Origin of the sequence: Mangrovibacter plantisponsor, assembly GCF_003182475.1 — a bacterium.
GTDB classification, from domain to species: Bacteria; Pseudomonadota; Gammaproteobacteria; order Enterobacterales; family Enterobacteriaceae; genus Mangrovibacter; species Mangrovibacter plantisponsor.
Genome location: NZ_QGTS01000007.1, coordinates 179,788 through 196,581, shown reverse-complemented (window position 1 = coordinate 196,581; position 16,794 = coordinate 179,788). Strand labels below are relative to the sequence as shown.

Annotated in this window: 17 protein-coding genes and 3 pseudogenes; 6 read left to right on the top strand and 14 right to left on the bottom strand. The window is 47.7% G+C overall.

The genetic code is table 11. The annotated features are described in order from the left end of the window. The 5 genes from DES37_RS13120 to DES37_RS13100 all read right to left on the bottom strand — a co-directional run bounded on the left by DES37_RS13120 (position 1) and on the right by DES37_RS13100 (position 4,953). Positions 1-396 (bottom strand): VOC family protein, encoded by a 396-nt coding sequence (locus tag DES37_RS13120; RefSeq protein WP_036109843.1) that lies wholly within the window; start codon positions 394-396, stop codon positions 1-3. 87 nt (positions 397-483) lie between these two features. Further along, on the bottom strand, positions 484-1,686 hold the full coding sequence (gene fliB, locus DES37_RS13115; RefSeq protein WP_110026096.1) for a flagellin lysine-N-methylase: 1,203 nt from the start codon (positions 1,684-1,686) through the stop codon (positions 484-486). 415 nt (positions 1,687-2,101) lie between these two features. Further along, entirely contained in the window at positions 2,102-3,040 is a 939-nt protein-coding gene (locus DES37_RS13110) for a transcriptional regulator (protein WP_110026095.1), read from the bottom strand. A gap of 20 nt (positions 3,041-3,060) precedes the next feature. After that, entirely contained in the window at positions 3,061-3,543 is a 483-nt protein-coding gene (locus DES37_RS13105) for an Hcp family type VI secretion system effector (RefSeq protein ID WP_110026093.1), read from the bottom strand. Positions 3,544-3,864: 321 nt separating this feature from the next. Beyond that, positions 3,865-4,953 carry a mechanosensitive ion channel family protein gene (locus DES37_RS13100; protein ID WP_211320556.1) on the bottom strand — a complete coding sequence of 363 codons (1,089 nt, stop codon included), beginning with the start codon at positions 4,951-4,953 and terminating at the stop codon, positions 3,865-3,867. A 361-nt stretch (positions 4,954-5,314) separates the two neighbouring features. Here DES37_RS13100 and DES37_RS13095 point away from each other — a divergent pair, with 361 nt between their 5' ends. After that, complete coding sequence (locus DES37_RS13095; RefSeq protein ID WP_110026090.1) at positions 5,315-5,818, top strand: DUF1543 domain-containing protein; 504 nt, start codon at positions 5,315-5,317, stop codon at positions 5,816-5,818. Positions 5,819-5,882: 64 nt separating this feature from the next. Here DES37_RS13095 and DES37_RS13090 read toward each other — a convergent pair whose 3' ends face one another. Continuing rightward, positions 5,883-6,335, bottom strand: coding sequence for an acyltransferase (locus tag DES37_RS13090; RefSeq protein WP_110026088.1), 453 nt, complete (start codon positions 6,333-6,335; stop codon positions 5,883-5,885). Between the two features lie 57 nt (positions 6,336-6,392). Further along, on the bottom strand, positions 6,393-6,647 hold the full coding sequence (locus DES37_RS13085; protein ID WP_110026087.1) for a YrhK family protein: 255 nt from the start codon (positions 6,645-6,647) through the stop codon (positions 6,393-6,395). An 86-nt stretch (positions 6,648-6,733) separates the two neighbouring features. Between DES37_RS13085 and DES37_RS13080 the strand changes: the two are divergent. Next, positions 6,734-7,056 (top strand): annotated as a pseudogene (locus DES37_RS13080) (beta/alpha barrel domain-containing protein); the annotation flags it as partial. A gap of 160 nt (positions 7,057-7,216) precedes the next feature. Here the strand turns inward: DES37_RS13080 and DES37_RS13075 are convergent. Continuing rightward, positions 7,217-8,332 (bottom strand): lactonase family protein, encoded by a 1,116-nt coding sequence (locus DES37_RS13075; RefSeq protein WP_110026085.1) that lies wholly within the window; start codon positions 8,330-8,332, stop codon positions 7,217-7,219. Positions 8,333-8,778: 446 nt separating this feature from the next. Here DES37_RS13075 and DES37_RS26200 point away from each other — a divergent pair. Together DES37_RS26200 and DES37_RS25890 are read left to right on the top strand one after the other, a co-directional pair. After that, positions 8,779-8,934 (top strand): annotated as a pseudogene (locus tag DES37_RS26200) (hypothetical protein); the annotation flags it as partial. Next, positions 8,903-9,049: pseudogene (locus DES37_RS25890) on the top strand (type I toxin-antitoxin system Hok family toxin); the annotation flags it as partial. The pseudogenes DES37_RS26200 and DES37_RS25890, both read left to right, overlap by 32 nt. Positions 9,050-9,079: 30 nt before the next feature. On the opposite strand, the gene DES37_RS13065 reads toward DES37_RS25890, so the two are convergent. From DES37_RS13065 to DES37_RS13050, 4 genes are all read right to left on the bottom strand, one after another. Continuing rightward, positions 9,080-9,439 (bottom strand): helix-turn-helix domain-containing protein, encoded by a 360-nt coding sequence (locus DES37_RS13065; protein ID WP_110026082.1) that lies wholly within the window; start codon positions 9,437-9,439, stop codon positions 9,080-9,082. 116 nt (positions 9,440-9,555) lie between these two features. After that, a complete protein-coding gene (locus tag DES37_RS13060) occupies positions 9,556-10,419 on the bottom strand; it encodes an HlyD family secretion protein (protein WP_110026080.1) in 864 nt (287 codons plus the stop codon). Beyond that, the gene (locus DES37_RS13055) at positions 10,416-10,631 is read right to left on the bottom strand and encodes a DUF1656 domain-containing protein (protein WP_110026079.1); all 216 of its coding nucleotides are present in this window, start codon (positions 10,629-10,631) and stop codon (positions 10,416-10,418) included. Before DES37_RS13055 ends, DES37_RS13060 begins: the two co-directional genes overlap by 4 nt. Continuing rightward, positions 10,621-12,660, bottom strand: coding sequence for an FUSC family protein (locus tag DES37_RS13050; protein ID WP_110026077.1), 2,040 nt, complete (start codon positions 12,658-12,660; stop codon positions 10,621-10,623). The genes DES37_RS13055 and DES37_RS13050 overlap by 11 nt, the downstream gene beginning before the upstream one ends. A 77-nt stretch (positions 12,661-12,737) precedes the next feature. Between DES37_RS13050 and DES37_RS13045 the strand changes: the two genes are divergently transcribed. Further along, positions 12,738-13,547: an AraC family transcriptional regulator gene (locus tag DES37_RS13045; protein ID WP_110026076.1), complete on the top strand. Its 810-nt coding sequence runs from the start codon at positions 12,738-12,740 to the stop codon at positions 13,545-13,547. A 150-nt stretch (positions 13,548-13,697) separates the two neighbouring features. Here the strand turns inward: DES37_RS13045 and DES37_RS13040 are convergent, their stop codons facing one another. After that, the gene (locus DES37_RS13040) at positions 13,698-14,579 is read right to left on the bottom strand and encodes a LysR family transcriptional regulator (protein WP_197499284.1); all 882 of its coding nucleotides are present in this window, start codon (positions 14,577-14,579) and stop codon (positions 13,698-13,700) included. Positions 14,580-14,681: 102 nt separating this feature from the next. Between DES37_RS13040 and DES37_RS13035 the strand changes: the two genes are divergently transcribed. Then, positions 14,682-15,695, top strand: a complete 1,014-nt coding sequence (locus tag DES37_RS13035; protein WP_110026075.1) for an aldo/keto reductase — start codon at positions 14,682-14,684, stop codon at positions 15,693-15,695. Between the two features lie 60 nt (positions 15,696-15,755). Here the strand turns inward: DES37_RS13035 and DES37_RS13030 are convergent, their stop codons facing one another. Then, entirely contained in the window at positions 15,756-16,772 is a 1,017-nt protein-coding gene (locus tag DES37_RS13030) for an NADP-dependent oxidoreductase (RefSeq protein ID WP_064599460.1), read from the bottom strand. Positions 16,773-16,794: the final 22 nt, after the last annotated feature.

Sequence of the window (16,794 nt, the reverse complement as noted above, 5' to 3'; positions counted from 1 at the left end):
TTAGTTATTCTGGTACAAGTCCCAACGGTTGCCGTAGAGGTCTTCAAACACAACGACCGTTCCGTACTCTTCCTCGCGCGGTTCCTCACAGAAGGTAACCCCCGCCGCTTTCATGGCCTCATAATCCCGCCAAAAATTGTCTGTCTGGAGGAAAAGGAATACCCGCCCACCACACTGGTTACCGATAAACGTTTCCTGCCTGCTATTTGAAGCGCGGGCCAGGAGCAGGTTACAGTCACTTTCCACATTGGGTGTCACAACGACCCAGCGTTTCCCGGGTTGAGGTGTATCTTCAACCAGGGTAAAACCGAGTTTGTTGGTGTAGTATTCAATCGCGCGGTCATAATCGTCGACAACGATTGCCACATAGCCCATGCATCTTTTTTGCGTTCTCAAAAATTAACTCCTGCGTTTTGGGAAACCGTTCACCAGAAGTTACCATACTAATGCACCAAAATCCGTGAAAGTACGTATTGAAAATTTCTATTTCAAAAGATAAAGTAACGACGAGTTATTGCGAAGTATTATTTTCTGTATTTCTGATAAAAACATATCAGCTGCATGTTTATCATGCTTAGTGATACTGTGATAGCTATAGATGATATTAATAATGTCATCTTCATTGAAGTTATTATTTGTCTCAAAAGATATGGCAATTAACCATTTCAAGAGCAACCATTCGGATACCAATGCATAAGTACTGGTGAATGGATCAGTGCCATTTTTCACCGGGAAAAACTCTTCATACATCTTGTACTGAATAAAATTACTTAACAGGTAGGGGCGCTGCTGTAACCAGGGTAGCGCTTTCTCTTGCCATATCTTATTTAGCTGTTGTACCGGGCTGATGCATTCATTCTCTACTGAAATACTACTTTTTAGGTCAATTAACGCCTGGGAATAGTGGCGTAAAACAGAACTGCCCCGGCCTTCATTTTTGGTACTCAAATATTGTTGCAATTGCATAAGCAGCGAAGACTGCAACTGGTAATCGCTGTGTAACGCATCAATATTTTTTCTTATCTGTCCATTCCCGATACTGGTCTGAACTTCTTCGAAATAGGTTAAAAGATTTTCATACTGAAGGTCACTTTCATCCTGTTCATCACGAAAAAGCAACAGCATTATAATTCCGTAGAAACCCTCTTCTATATTCATACCACAACTACTCATAATATTGGTACTCATCAGATTGAGCAGGCGGTCTTCCTGAAGGATATCTGGCCCTTCCATAACCTGAGGGCTTTGCTTTACTTTCTCGCTGTAGAGCATGGTCTGCGGTGTCAGTAATAGTCTTTTGGTTGCTTCAGGACAGGATAAAGTCAGATTACTGCGGATTTCATATTTATAGATAGAATAAATGCGTGGGTAAAGAGCACAAGTTGTACTTAGCGCTTTCTCACCAAGGTGTTTGTGTACTTTGCACAAACGTTCTTCATCAAGAAAAGCACAATTACCGCTGCTGGTTAAATTAATTCGCCCCCAGCTGTCAGGTTTTTTTTCTGTTATGGTGATATTTTTCACTGCAATTTGACGAATTTTTAGCTCGTCACTCTGCATGTAACGCTGTACTGTCGATTTGTCGATTTCGATATCCCAGCCTTTACAACAGTGATCGATGCAGTCGCTCCCGACACAACGAAACTGGCTGAAAAATGCTGGTTCAACAATAACGATATCTTCCATAAATTTAGTTCTCTTCAGGAGAAGACAAAAAAGTTATTCGAAGATAACAAAAATAACAGCCGTCAATAGCCATAACACAAATCAAATCATGCCTGTTTTAACCTGAATAGTTTTGCTGACGGCTTAACTCTGTTGGGGGTTTTATCAATCTGTTGGTTTTTTTTATCAATACGTTGCATTCTGAAGTTAATGCCTTGTTTTGGTTAGTTCTGATACCTGTTTCATTCAGCCATTTTCTAAAAAATTTTGATTGCAGTTACCTCTGTGCGTATCCCGGATATCTGATTGAATTACTTGATGAACAGGCAAGACTGTGAGCAAAGTAACTTTGCAGCATAATAAGTAATAGCCACTGTCAGTCATACTGGTAGTGGCTATTTTACAACCACAATTTACAATGCCTGGCTGAATGGGGTTACAGCCGGTTAACCACCTGTTGCAGAACCAGCATATTGGTTCTGTCCAGGAGCCGTTCACCACCCCGCATAGAAGCGACAGAGATATGCCAGTCTGCATGTTCGCCCTGTGGCAGAATTTTGGCACTGATATCGTAATTTGCGCTGGCAAAATCTTGCGTGATTAAGCTTTGTATTGGGGTAAGGTTGGTGCGCACCAGTTGGTTCTCTGAACCAGCTGAATAACGTAACGGGTGGGAACCCATTTCATCGTCCAGCGCTTTTGCTGCTTTCTCGCTATCTTTTAATACTTTGCTATACAGCCCCTGAAAAAAGTCATTCAGTTTATTTCTCAGTTTGGCAACCGACTTTATGGTTTCAAGAAAGTCTTTATTAGTCGCGATTTGTACATCTGAGAAGTTATTGCGCAATAAAGCCATCGCTCCGGATGCCAGCCCGGTTGCCCCTAAAGAAGATAACGCATAACGGGCCGCAAGAACGGAAAGAGAAGAGCCTGCTTGCGAAGCCGCAATAACAGCGGTGCCTGCACCGAAGCTTGCCAGACCGCCAATACCTGCCAGTATTTTCCCCGCAATATCATAATAACTTTTTGTTTGATCCCGGTAGATATTGCCACCATAGCCATACATATGAGCCGGCGAGGTTCTGAAACGCTCAAAAAACTCAGGATTACTTCGCATAGTGATATTGCGGCGGTCAACACCCGTCAATGATTCCAGTTCATATTCTTCATCATATTGCCTTCTGCCGGGCGTTCTGCAGGCAGAAAGTAACTGCGTATAGCTGTTCATAATGGAACGTTCTGAGCCGTTTTCGAACTGATGTAATGTGTCATTATCCAGCTCATTAACGAATGCGATGATAATATGCATTTGTTGTGTCTTAAACCGCGAAGTATCAGAGACTACAGTATTTATTTCAGATGTTATATCTGCCATAGCGGGATCTCCGGCGTTGATTAAAGTTCTTTATTCTGTTTGATATCCCAGCCAGATGAGGTTTCTGCACCTTTGGTGCCCTGAGTCGATTGTTCCCAGTAGTGCAGATTGACTTGAGAAGCCTGAAACAAGTAATTCACCATTATTGTATCGGTATGGCCTACGCCACTGAAACTGGTTTTGGTAACCAGAACATCTTCAAGAACAATACGCGAATATTCAATTTGCGAACCACCTGCTTTGCAAACAGATAACTCAACTTTACTGACATGTTTGCCATTGGCACAGAACTTGAGAATAGTCGGCGTTGCTTTATCTATTAATGCCTGTACTGAAAGGTCCTGAAAATTAACTTTCCCCGCGCCACCACCACCACCTACACTCATATTACCGGGCTGTTCCGCTGCCCAGCTAAATGACAGCACGTCAATCCAGCCGGAGTGATTTGAATCTTTAGATTCGCCAGTTACACCATCAACCTTTAAATACATATCAATAGACATATAAAATTCCTATATTACAAGCTTTATTAATGGGTGGTCAGCCATTAACTCTAGAGTAAATTTCGGTGATTTAAATGAATTAATCATGACATAATGAAAACTGGGATTAATCTCACTCGCTTAGCGTGCTAAGTATCTGTCTGGAGTATAAATTCTTGTGAAATACAGGGATATTTACGTTTTGAAACTTTTACCCTTTCTCAGGGCTCAATCGAATTGTTGAAAACCTCTGAGTGGCAAGGGAAAACTCAGAGGCTTTGGGGTTTATGCTATATGCCAGGAAAAAGATATATCCGTCTTTTCTGTGTATTTACCCAGCCATTAACTGTGGTATTGCTGTGTTACTGACTCTGCAGTGTTGCTCAGTGTCGCTCTCACATGCGGGAGGCTTTGTGGGTAATTTTGCTGAATAAATTCAATCATTTTTTCCCGTACGTAACAGCGTAAATCCCAGGCTGTAGGGGAATTTTGTGCAGTCATCAATAACCTGATTGTCATAGTTTTGTCTGTGGTATCGGTTACCTGGAGTACCTGAGTCTGTTGGTCCCAGAGCTTTGTTTCACTGAGCACTTTTTCAAAATGCTTACGCAGGGGCTCTAATGGCATCGAGTAATCAACGTAAAGAAATACAGAACCTAATATTTGTGCGTTATTACGTGTCCAGTTCTGAAAGGCATTCTCGGTAAAATAGGTAATTGGCAGCACCAGGCGGCGCAGATCCCAAATGCGCACCACTACATAGGTCAGGTTTATTTCTTCAATCCAGCCCCATTCATTTTCAACCACCACCGCATCGTCAATTTTTATCGGTTGGGTAAAGGCTATCTGAATGCCAGCAAACAGGTTGACCAATGATTTCTGCAGGGCAAAACCGATGATAATCCCTGCAACCCCGGCACCTGCCAGAATGGTCGTGCCAAATTTCCTGACTCCCGGAAAACTGAGTAAAATCAGCGACAGGCAAAATAACACCAGCAGTACGATAGCAACTTTCTTAACATATATTATTTGCGTGCGGATTTTACGGGCTCGAAGATTGTTTGAAAGATTAATGTCATAGCGGATGAATAGCATATCCTGGACGACATTCGTCAGGCGAATTAACACGGAACAAAATGACAATATAATAAATATATTTGCGGTTGATGTTATCAAATTAAGAGCAGTTGCGGGGATATTGATATAGCGAACCCCAACATTGATTAACAATAAGGGGATAAACAGAAACATGGAGCCACGCAGGTGCTTCTCCAGTGATTTGAAGAGCTTTCTGTCACGGTTTTGCCAGTAGCGAATGAACCGGAGCAGTATAAACCGTGCCAGAAAACCGACTGCGAATGAGAGCGTGACCAGCAATAAAGCCGGTACCCATGATGGCGCGTCAGATAACTCACTAAATATCAATTGCATCATTTTCCCTTATGTTCCGCTAACGACAATCGTTGCCAGCTGAGCTGCAAAATCAGTAACCGTTGCCTTCTCACTTATCTGTGGATGACATAATCATGCAGATAAGTTTATGAAAAATTTAATCAACTGGCTTATTACTCAGATAAATCACTTGTTCAGAAGCTGAACTTCATTGTGCTGATTTTTTAATTGTTTGAATTTTATGAAATTATTTCATTTTTGAGTATGATTCTTAAAACTGAATCGCCAGCGTTCCACAGCGCTGAACACATTACCCGGTAGCAAATGTTCACCAGCAATTGCAGTATTAATCGTTATATAGTCAAATACATAACGATGGTGATGTTAAACGAGGAACGCAATGAATCTGTTTATGTTTTATGTTGGTGGTAACGCCGGTAAATCTAATATTGAAGTACATGACATTCAATTTGCCGTGGCTAATGACCCCAAAGACGCCTGGCCAGCACTGAGAAAGGCCTGGTTTGGCGACCGTAATAAAATTCATATTGATGGCTATGCTCGTATTACCTGGGTTGACGGATATGCGGTTACTCTGAGTACTGAGCCGCCTCAATCTGCGGAGAAGTTATTCTTCGTAAACGTCGGGGGATACAGGGCGGATACACTGGCAGAACTGCATGAGTTTGACTTATTTGTTGCCCGGAATGCCCCGGATGCCAGGAAGAAAGCGTTACAGACATTGTTGTGCGGTGCTGAACAGCAACACAAAGATAACCTGAAGGATGTTGATGATTGCCTGTTACTTGAAAAGGTTGGCGAGCTATTTATTCATCTCACCCCTTGTACTACTGGGCAACATTATCGGCCAGAATGGCAGGGATATCAGCCGATAGGTGCCTGATTTTGGGCAGGCCTCCAGGCCTGCCTTTAGCCAATTCCCAGCCAACTGTTGGTGTAGATAACACTTAAAGTAATCGCAATAGTTTTGCGGGGTTCCCGGCATAAATACCTTTAACCAGTACAGGTTTAGTTACTACGCTACCAGCGCCAATAACCGCACCACTGCAAATCTCTGTGGTCAGAATTGTTGCTCCGCTGCCCACCGTAACTGCATCGCCTAATACTATATTAATCCAGTTTTCAGCACAGGAATCAGGGCTACCCGTTTTGAAAAGATCATTGGCGAAAGTAACACCATGGCCGATAAAGCAGTCATCACCCAGTGTGACATTTCCACAGATAAAGGTATGAGACTGAATTTTGCTCCTGTTGCCGATAACACAGCCTTTTTGGATCTCGACAAATGGCCCGACAAAAACATCGTCGCCGAGTCTACATTCATAAATATTGACAGGCGTTACAACCCTGATGTTTTCGCCCTGATTAACCTCACGAATACCACTTTCAAATATATTCATACTTATCCCTGATGGTTAATAGAGGTTTAAGAATAGTGCATAATCTGTATGAGATATTTAGCCTCTTACATAAACCTTCTTCACATGAATAAGTTCAGCAAGGGTGATTACCGGCCTTAGCATTAACTGCATGCTGCCAACCACAAATAACCATGTTCCGTCAGTCATCAGGGCGTCATAGAAGAAGAAAATACTGCCAATCAGAAACCATAACGCTATTAGTAAATCGTTTAACGCCCCCAGTGCCCGGTAACGGCGTTTAATGATGATGTGGTCTGCACCGAAATATATTTCTGCTTCTCGCTTGCGCATCCATCCCCCATGTGTAATTGGTTTGGTGGTTTCAATCAAATTACACTGGGATTGCGGCTATTTCTGGCTCTGGGTGTAACAGGATGTTCGGCGTTAACCTGATCCCGACCCCGGAAAACGACCAGTGGACCCCGCCAATAGTGCGTGTAATAAAAGAGGAGGGAGTCAAAGTTGTGGTCTGGACCGGTTATGGTGACGGGGGGTGATCCCGGCTTTATTTAATGAATTGAAAGCTGCGGGCATTACTATTATCTACCGTGACATCAACCCAACGCCAGAAAATACCCGTATTGCCAAAGCCGCCGGTGCCGACATTATTGTGGCAACAGGGTTTGATGAAGGGGGAACGTTGCCCGGAAAGGCGTTAGGAACATTTTCCATTGTGCCACTGATTTCCACTGTCATTCGGGATAATGCAACTACATACCTGAGTGTGGGTAATTAACATTTTGAAAAAAATATAAAAAATGGAACGGTACCCTAAGTTTTCTTGTGGTTTTCTTACCGGGAAGCAGTGGGTGGTATAATAACAGTGGCTTAAGGCGCAATCCCTGCGCCTGGTTTATTTCTTAATAGCTGACAATGGTCACCCAGTTTGCATCGTGCCCGGCCGGCGCTTCACTTACCCGTTTTAGGGCACCACTTTGTGAATCAATCGCATAGCTACCGGTGACGGCACTTTTTTCGCCGCTGACTACTAACCAGCGCCCATCGGCACTGATTGCCATGCCGCGCGGTTGTTTCTCTACAGGCCAGGAGCCAATTAGCGTGAGTTTGCCATCCTGTGGGCTAACCCGGTAACCGCTAACAGTGCTGCTGGTGCGCTCGCTGGCATATAAAAAGTGCCCGTTTGGTGTCATGCGAATATCCGCTGACCAGATGCGCGGTGTGGTGTCGTTATAGTCGGCCCCACGTTCGCGGCCATGTTGCAGGTGATACTGTGCCGCCACCGCATTAGGTGTTTGTGATACTTCCACTAACTCTCCGTTAGTTTCACGCCTGAATTGCGTAATGATGCCGCCCATTTCGCCAATGTTATACAGATAGCGATTATCTGGCGACAGCACGGAGTGGCGCGGGCCGTTGTCTGCTGCGGTTTTAACATAGCCAGTACCCAGCGCACTCAGCTTACCATCTGCGCTCAACTGCAGTTGCAGCACCCGGTCAGTGCCAAGGTTACCAACGTAAGCGTTGTGCCCACTGGCATCAACAATCACCGAATGTGCCGCATGGCCGGTTTTATAACTGCCAACAGGTGGTGTGCTGATTGCCCCGTGCGCATCAAGGCGATAAACGTGTACCACATCTCCACCATAAGATGCGCCTAACAGAAAACGCCCTTGCTGGTCTGTGCTGATGTAGGGGTAACTGTCCGCTGCCGGTACTGCCCTGGCCTTATTCAGTTCGCCGTTTTGCGGGTTAATCTGCCAGCTCACCAGTTGTAGCGGTTTGCTGCGAATCGCGGCATACAGCATTTTGTGGTCGGCACTCAGCGCCATCGGCATCACTTTGCCGCCAGCACTGGTGTGCCCGAGCAGTTGCAGCGCACCGGTCTGGTCGTTTAACGAATAGCGGGCAATGGTGCCATCGTCGGCTTCGGATACATAAACAAAGGTCTGTGCCAGTAGTGGGGCACTCATTGTCATCGCCGCCATCAGCGTTATGGCGCGCAGTTTTTGTATCATTCAGTTTTCCTCTGTTATCAGCTCGGTCTGTTGGCGCAAAAGCGCCAGTTATCAATCAGAAATAGCTGGATATAGATATACCCCGCGCAGGCGGTGACAGTTATGTGTGATTGCCTGACAACGCCAGGGCATTCTTACAGTGAGTAAGTTAATTCAGGGAATTAGCGCGCGCTCGAATGTAAAGTTTTGTTCAGGTTTGTGCGTTGGCTCACCTGACGGGTAAGGAAGTGCAGATAAACCCGGACAGTATTTGGCTGGTGGCATATTGCGGTTTCCGGTATTGCAAACAATATACGGCTCGTAGCCTGTATGCGTAATAAGTTGTAAAAAATAAAAAATGGAATGGGCACCCAAATTTTGGGGTTGGTTTCTCTGGGTGAAAGGAAAGGGCGTTATAAAGGCGGTGGTGCTTGAGGTTTTTTGCCTTATGGCGTTTCAGGTGGTTTGTGCCGCGTTGTGAGGCAGAAAGCAGAAAGCCCCGAGTAATTTTTCAATTAACCCGAGGCCCACTGTATGCCTGGACAACATCAGTATGGCTTCTTACCGTGCATTATGCAGGAGGCGTAACCCATGAAACTGCCGCGAAATACTCTTATCTGGTGCTTATTAATCGTGTGTATCACGTTGTTAATATTCACATGCCTGACCCGGGCTCGTTTATGTGAAATCCGGGTGAAGGTCGGAAACAGAGAGGTCGCTGCCGTGCTGGCTTACCAATATTTTTCTGGTTATTATGCAACCTGGTTTTTATCTTTCTTTCGGAGGTGCTGAATACTGATGGCAATATTTCTTCCTGTACTGATGTGGCGGAATATTATATCGTTGGCGGAACGCTCTGTTTAATGATTGTTGCGAGTCAAAACCAAACCGTATCGCTAAGTTTATCAATGAATCGTCTGACTTGATAAGTTCCTCAGCAATAAGCTTTAACTTTCTCTCTCTGATAAATGCCCCAAGGCACTGGCCTGTCTCTGTAAGAAATAATCGTTGTAAATGCCATTTTGAATACCCAGATTTAATAGCTACATCATCCAGTTTGAGTGACGACTCGATATTGTTATTTATCCAGGTAATTAAGTCTGCTATAAATTCTGTTCTGCTATTCATAATATTAATATCAGAGTTAATTTATTGATAAGGTATATTCGCTTCTGCATGATAAATTCAAAAGCTTGCAACATCGCTGCTTCGCGTTGATCGTCAGTTGAGGAGAATACCTGCCGTTATGGTGTGACGGATATACTGGCTGATAACCCCGCCACCAGTTCGACCCCTTTGGGCAAGATATCGATATGAATCCGTACCGGAATACGTTGTGCAAGCCTTACCCAGCTAAATGTCGGCTCAACATCAGGCAGGCCAAGCTGACCCGTTTCGTCATTATTATCACCTATCCCACGACCAATACTTTCTACATGGCCTGTGATAACCGAATCAAATCCCATCAGCGAAATGTGTGCCGTATTTCCCACATGAATATGGCGCAACCGGGTTTCCTCGAAATAGCCAACCACCCAGAAACTACGGGCATCAATGACAGCAATTTTAGTTTCTCCCTGTGTGGCATAGTCTCCGGAATGAAGTCGCAAATGCGTGACATAGCCTGTTACCGGTGAACGAATAGTGGCATGAGACAAATTCAGCTCGGCAAGTTCCAGCGCGGCCAGCGCACCGTGATAATTGGCCGTAGCGATGCTGGCTGCACTGGTTGTTTGCTGTAAATCTTCGCCGGAAACCATTTTTTTTATTTGCGTGCGCCGCTTTGCTGCATCCTGGCGCATCAACATCTCGTGACGTTTTGCCTCAACGTCTGCCTGTGCGCTGACAACGGCAAGGTTAAGCCAGTGTGGGTCAATGGAATAAAGTACATCGCCACGCTTAACCCACTGATTATCACGGACAGCCACGTTAAGCACCGGCCCGGAGACATCCGGCGCAATCTGCACCACCTCCGCGCGAACCCGGCCATCGCGTGTCCAGGGCAATTGCGCATAATGTTTCCAGAAAATAAAAGCCATAAGGGTAGCCATCGCCACCGCGCTTAGTGTCAGCGCATAGCGGCCCAATAGAGACAGTAATGATTTCATGCGAGTAACCCCAACGTGGTCAGGCCCTGCAACAGCAGGTAAAAAGTAATAATACAAGTGGAAAGCTCGAGTAACGGACGAAACGGCAGGCGACGGTAAGCACGGCTGAAGGTAAACAACGGAATCAGTAACAGTGTGCAGGCCAGGGCAAAGAGGGCGATCACCAGCAGTCCCGGAATAAAAACACCCCCGATATTGATGTCATTGATCATCGACAGGCTCCATATTCTGATTGCGGATTGCGCAGTACAAATCAACCAGCAAGAAAATATACTGGCGCGATGGTTTATCTTTTGCCGGTAAGTTGTACTCCATGAGCGTGGCAATTTGCTGAAGTAAGGTGCCAATGTCTGCCGGACGGGTAAGCAGAGTGAGCAATTTGGTTATTCCTGCATTCATAGGGGAATCATATCGGCGTAAACGCATTGCACAGAGCCCCATGCGAAGCACATGCAACAGGCGATGCTGCGCCCATTCCGGGGACTGCCCACTGTGTTGTAAACGCGGTAACAGTAAGGCCGCCCGGTCAATCATCATGTTGGTCCAGTGGGTTTCGTCGATATTCGGCTTGCCTTTCACGCAACGGCGAATATCGCGCTGGCATAGTTTCAGCAGGCGTTTTATCGCGGCATCTGCCTGTATGGTTTGCAGAAGGCTCATACCAATCACGGCAAAGCCGGCCGAAGCAAAAAGGGCAATGGAAGTGTTAACCGCTACGGAAAAATCTCCGCTGTAATGCGCACCCAGTTCGCACAAGATGGGAAGTGTCAGGGTTATTCCCATCGCCATAAAAGTGGTTGGCGGCCTTGCCTGGAGCGAACCGGCAAATAAATAGACCGGCGCTAAGACCGCTACCAGCACGGTGAAATTACTGACCTGGGGTAGCAGGGCGAAACTGTAAATCAGGCTAAGCACCACACCCCAGACCGAGCCGATAACGTATTTCGCAATATGCGGTGCGGGCGTATCGAAGCTACCAAATAGTGTGCAAAAAACCCCAAGAAGAGAGACTGCCGTGGCGCCATCCTGCCAGGCTGAAAAAATCCAGACCAGGCAACCACTCAGAATAATGGAGAAAGCTCCCAACGCCATGCGAAACGCTCTGAGGGGGTCACGGTGGAATACGTACCCTTTCACTGTATTTTTTTCTGCTGTCCTGGACGCAGGTCTCGCGTCATAAATGGCATCAGAAAGACGACCACACTGCTGCACCAGGTCAATAGCTTCAGCCAGGTAGTGCACAAAACTGACCTGTAAAGCATCGTCAAGCGTCAGAACCTGAGCTGCATACCTGTGCAGCAAGTGTTCACTGCGTGTTTTGAGGGCTTCAGCCGTGTTGTTACCTGCCCCTCCATCATCACCGATAAGCCAGGCCTGAACATCATCAATCAGGCTTTGCACATCGTCTGGTATCACTGCCATCAGTACCAGGCGGTCGTGTAACTCACAGTTGACAATGATTAACCGCGCCAGGCGGTCGTGGATCCCTTGTCTGGCTTGTCGCGCTGGTACACAGAGCGCGAAATCATAAGGAATGTGATGGCTGATGCCTTGCAGAAACTGCAAAGCCAGTGATGTATGCAGGGGAACTGAAACTGCACCTGGCTTGCGCGCTAAGGTGTCCGCAACCCGTTGGCGCGCCGCCTGCAGCGTTTGCGACAGTTTGCTGTTAAACAGGGCAGAGATGCGTGCGGGCAACACATAACGATGAATTAACGCCGCACAGCATATTCCAATGATTATCTCCTGTACCCGTACAATGGCGATGTGAAAAATCGCACCAGGGTCGGATACTGCGGGAAAACCAATCAGGCTCGCGGTGTAGCCTGCCAGAACAAAACTGTAGGCGCGGGGCGTACGTTCCAGCAGTGATAAATAGAGGCAGAAGGTTATCCAGGCGGCCAGTATCACACTGCAAAAAACAGGCATGTTCACGAATGTGGGCACGATTAACACTGTCATGCCAGCACCCACAACAGTTCCTGCCAGGCGATAAAGGCACCGGCTTAGCGATGCGCCAACAGAAGTTTGTGAAACGATATACACGGTGATGATTGCCCAGGATGGCCGCTCCAGGCCTATCGACAGGGCAATATAGTATGCGAGCATTGCCGCGATGAAGCTCTTTGCGGAGTAGATCAACGCGCTGGCATCATTCAATAGCGTGGCGGAAGTCGCACGGTGGAAACGATGGCTTATCGCGTGTAAAAAATGAAAGTGGCTAACGTTGGTTTTGTTCATGCCGGAGATTATTACCGGCTTGCATGCATGCTTAAATACTCTATTCTGTCAAAAAATACCTAAATGTGGCCAATTGTATGCCCCGCTCACTCGCCAATACGCTGTTTGACCCGGATTCCACACCTTGCCCTGCAGTTGCACGCCATCTGGATTTTGTTGATTACGCGGCAGAAGTGCCGGTGCATACACATCGCAAAGGGCAGTTGATTATTGCCCTGTATGGTGCGGTAATTTGCCGCGCTGAAAATGATATCTGGATAGTGCCGCCCGATTGTGCCGTCTGGATCCCCGGTGGTATTGCGCACAGTGCGAAAGCCACCTGGAATGCACATCTCAATTATCTGTTCATTGAACCCGGTGCCGCAGCACTGCCTGAGCGATGCTGCACGTTGGCGATTTCCGGGCTTATCAAAGAACTGGTTGATCGCCTGACCCAGGAGGGGGTTGATTATTCACCAGAAAGCCATGTCGCCAGACTCACCCGGGTGACACTTGATGAGTTAGCCACCATGCCACAACAGAAACTGAGCCTGCCTGTATCGTCTCACCCGAAAATCCGCACTATGGCCGAGACACTGGTCAGTCACCCTGACGACCGTAGCACTTTAAAAAACTGGGCAAAAAGGCTGGCACTCAGTGAACGTTCTCTGGCGCGTTTAATGGTGCGAGAAACGGGCCTGTCTTTTGGGCGCTGGCGCCAGCAACTGCATTTGATTATTGCCCTGCAGGAACTGGCGAGTGGTGTATCAGTACAAAATGTGGCGATAAAGTTAGGATATGAATCGGTCAATGCATTTATCACCATGTTCCGCAAAGTGATGGGAAGCACCCCCGCGCATTACTTTTCTGAGCGTAAAATAAGCGCACACCAGACCCATGCCCCATGAAACAGGTTATCAGTACACACTGTTAACATCTTTTGTCATGTTCATCGTCGTTATAGAGGCCTGGCAGATAAGTGTTCAGGCCGTTGACAAAGTCAATCATGCGGGCGAGTTACCCTGGAAAAGCGTAGTAACGCTCTGGCATGGGGAATTCTATTTACGAATAAAATCCACAAATGCGCGCAGCGCCGTGGGCAGATGCCTTCGCCCGGAATAGTAGAGAAAAAAACGGCCTGGCGGCGTACTAAAAGCTTCCAGTAAAGAAACCAGCCTGCCTTCAGCTAAATCCTCTCTCACCATTGCTTCATAGAGGTAGGCAATACCTGCACCGTCGCGTGCAGCCTGGACCATCAGCATATCGTCGTCGAATACCAGGGGGCCAGAAACAGCGATGGACTGCGGCTTACCGGCAACCAAAAATTCCCAGTTATAGTAATGACCGCCTGGAAAGCGGCGACAAATACAGGCATGATTCAGCAGGTCTGTCGGTATGTTTGGCGCATTATACGCATTCAGATATGACGGTGCGGCAATGCAGACAAAGCGTTGCGAGGGACCGACAGGCACAGCGACCATATCTCCGGCCAGACTCTCGCCGAAACGGATGCCTGCGTCGAAGCCATCATCCACAATATCGACCAGACCATCGTCGGTCACAACGTCGACTTTCACTCTGGGATACTTCGCCACGAAACCCGGTAATATTGCTGACAGTACCAACCAGGCTGCCGGGCGCGGTACATTCAGACGAAGCGTTCCTGTTGGTACAGCCTGTAATGCCGTCACATCGGAGAGGGCATCGGCCACATCGCGGAGAGCAGGTGCGAGCCGGGCCAGCAGACGGTGGCCTGCCTCTGTTGGCGTTACGCTACGTGTGGTGCGATGGAGTAGTCGCACACCCAGACGTTCTTCAAGCCCGCGCAGGGCATGGCTCAGCGCTGAAGCAGATACACCCCTTTCAGCGGCAGCTTTGCGGAAACTTCTGTGTCGTGCAACGGCTTCAAAGGCATCCAGTTCATGGAGATCGATTGTCATATTAATGAGAAATATTCAGTAGTTCATAAAAGATAACATAGCTTATCGTCTCATATATGGCGTGCCACAATGAAGTTGTCTAATTCATTGGGAAATTAAACGATGCAACAGAACAAATTGGGCAATGCCGATTTCACTATTTCTCCTGTCGGCCTGGGAACCTGGGCCATCGCAGGGGCGGGCTGGGAATTTGGCTGGGGAGCGCAGGATGATGCTGAAAGTCTGGCTGCGCTGGAGTATGCAGTAGAAAGGGGAGTTAACTGGATAGATACCGCTGCCGTTTACGGCCTGGGGCACGCAGAGGAAATTGTCGGGCAGCTTTTGCGCCGGGTGCCGGCTTCGCGTCGTCCGTTGGTATTCACAAAAGGCAGTCTGGTTTGGGATCCGGCAACTCGGCAGATTTCGCATTCACTGGCACCAGACTCGTTGGCCAGAGAGATTGACGAAAGCCTGCGCCGCCTGCGTACAGAAACCATTGACTTGTATCAGATCCACTGGCCTGCTTTTCCTGCAGGCGGACCGGATGACGGCATTGAGGCCGCACTTGCTGCGGTAGACAAAGCACGTAAGCAGGGGAAGGTGCGTGCTATCGGTGTCTCCAATTTCGATGTGGCGCAACTCAAACGAGCACAGGCAGTGACGGATATTGTCTCACTACAGCCGCCTTATTCGGCGCTTATGCGTGAGGCAGAGTCCGACATCCTGCCATTCTGCGAGCAGACGAACACCGGCATTATCGCTTATTCAACTTTGCAATCGGGCCTGTTGAGTGGGGCAATGACGCGTGAGCGGATTGCCAGCCTCCCCGATGATGACTGGCGTAAATTCCGAAGTCCTGACTTTAAGGAACCGCGCCTGACCAGGAACCTTGCGCTGGTTGAAACCTTCCGTCGGATTGGTGAACGCCACGGTCAGACACCCGCGGCTGTAGCAATTGCGTGGGTGCTGAGACAACCAGCTGTATCCGGCGCGATAGTCGGTGCACGCCGTCCGGCGCAAATTGACGGATTGCTTGGCGCAGCAGAGTTCAGACTGAGCGAGGATGAACTGGCCGAAATTGTCCCGTTTCTGCCCGAAGGAATGGGCACTAATGTGCCTGAGGCCTCTGCCTCCTGAACCGCATCGAAACACTGCCATTCACATAACATCAGTGAATGGCAGGCAGGTGAAGCGAAATCAAAAATTTGTGAGCACAATCTTGCCCTGAATACTTCCCAACTCAGCGCGCTTATGCGCATCTGATGCCCTGGCTAAGGGATAGGTACTATCAACGACCACCCGGATAATTCCTTTATCCAGAAGATTACTGGCCTCAATAAGTTGCGCACCATCAGAACGTACTTGCGTTGATGATACGGTAATACCCTTTTCAACGGCCTCATTCTGTCCGGAAAAACCCAAAGGATTAACCAGAAATAATGCTCCGCCCTGTTTGATGCAACCAAGGAAGCGCTCCATGTTTGGGCCACCAACAGTATCCAGGACGAGATCGACATTTTTTACTACAGTCTCCGCTGCTTTTTGGGTGTAATCGATGAACTCATCTGCACCCAGATTGCGTAAAAGTTCTTCATGCCGGGATGATGCAACGGCAATAACTCGTGCCCCTTTCCACTTAGCTATTTGTACGGCAAGATGCCCCACGCCACCGCCAGCACCATTTACCAGTACTGTCCGGCCTTCCAGTGAAACAGGTGTATGCTGAAATGGCTGAAATGGATTTGGTGCGTTGTGACCCAGTTCGACAAGAAATTGCCAGACTGTAAGCAGCGACATCGGCGCACCAGCAGCCTGAATATGTGTGAGCCTGTGGGGTTTGAATGCGACCTGTGATGCAGGAATACTCACATAGTCTGCGTAGGCACCGCTGCCATTCATTATCCCTTCCGGGAAACGCACCATTGAATAGACCTCATCCCCTGGGCTGAATGCAGAGACATTTTCACCGACTGCTGCAATGACTCCTGATACATCAGTTCCGGGGATGAGTGGAAATGTTGGTTTTGGCCACCATTCAGGCGGAAGCGCCCGATAACCGTCTCGCAAATACAAGTCAGGGGGATTAACACCGGCTGCATGTACATGTACAAGTACTTCGTCGCTTCCCACCGCAGGTACTGGCGCATCTTCATACAACAGGTTTTCCGGCCCGCCAAAAGCTCGCAGTTGTACTGCTTTCATTACGTCAGTCATTATCGTCTCACTTTAATAAAAG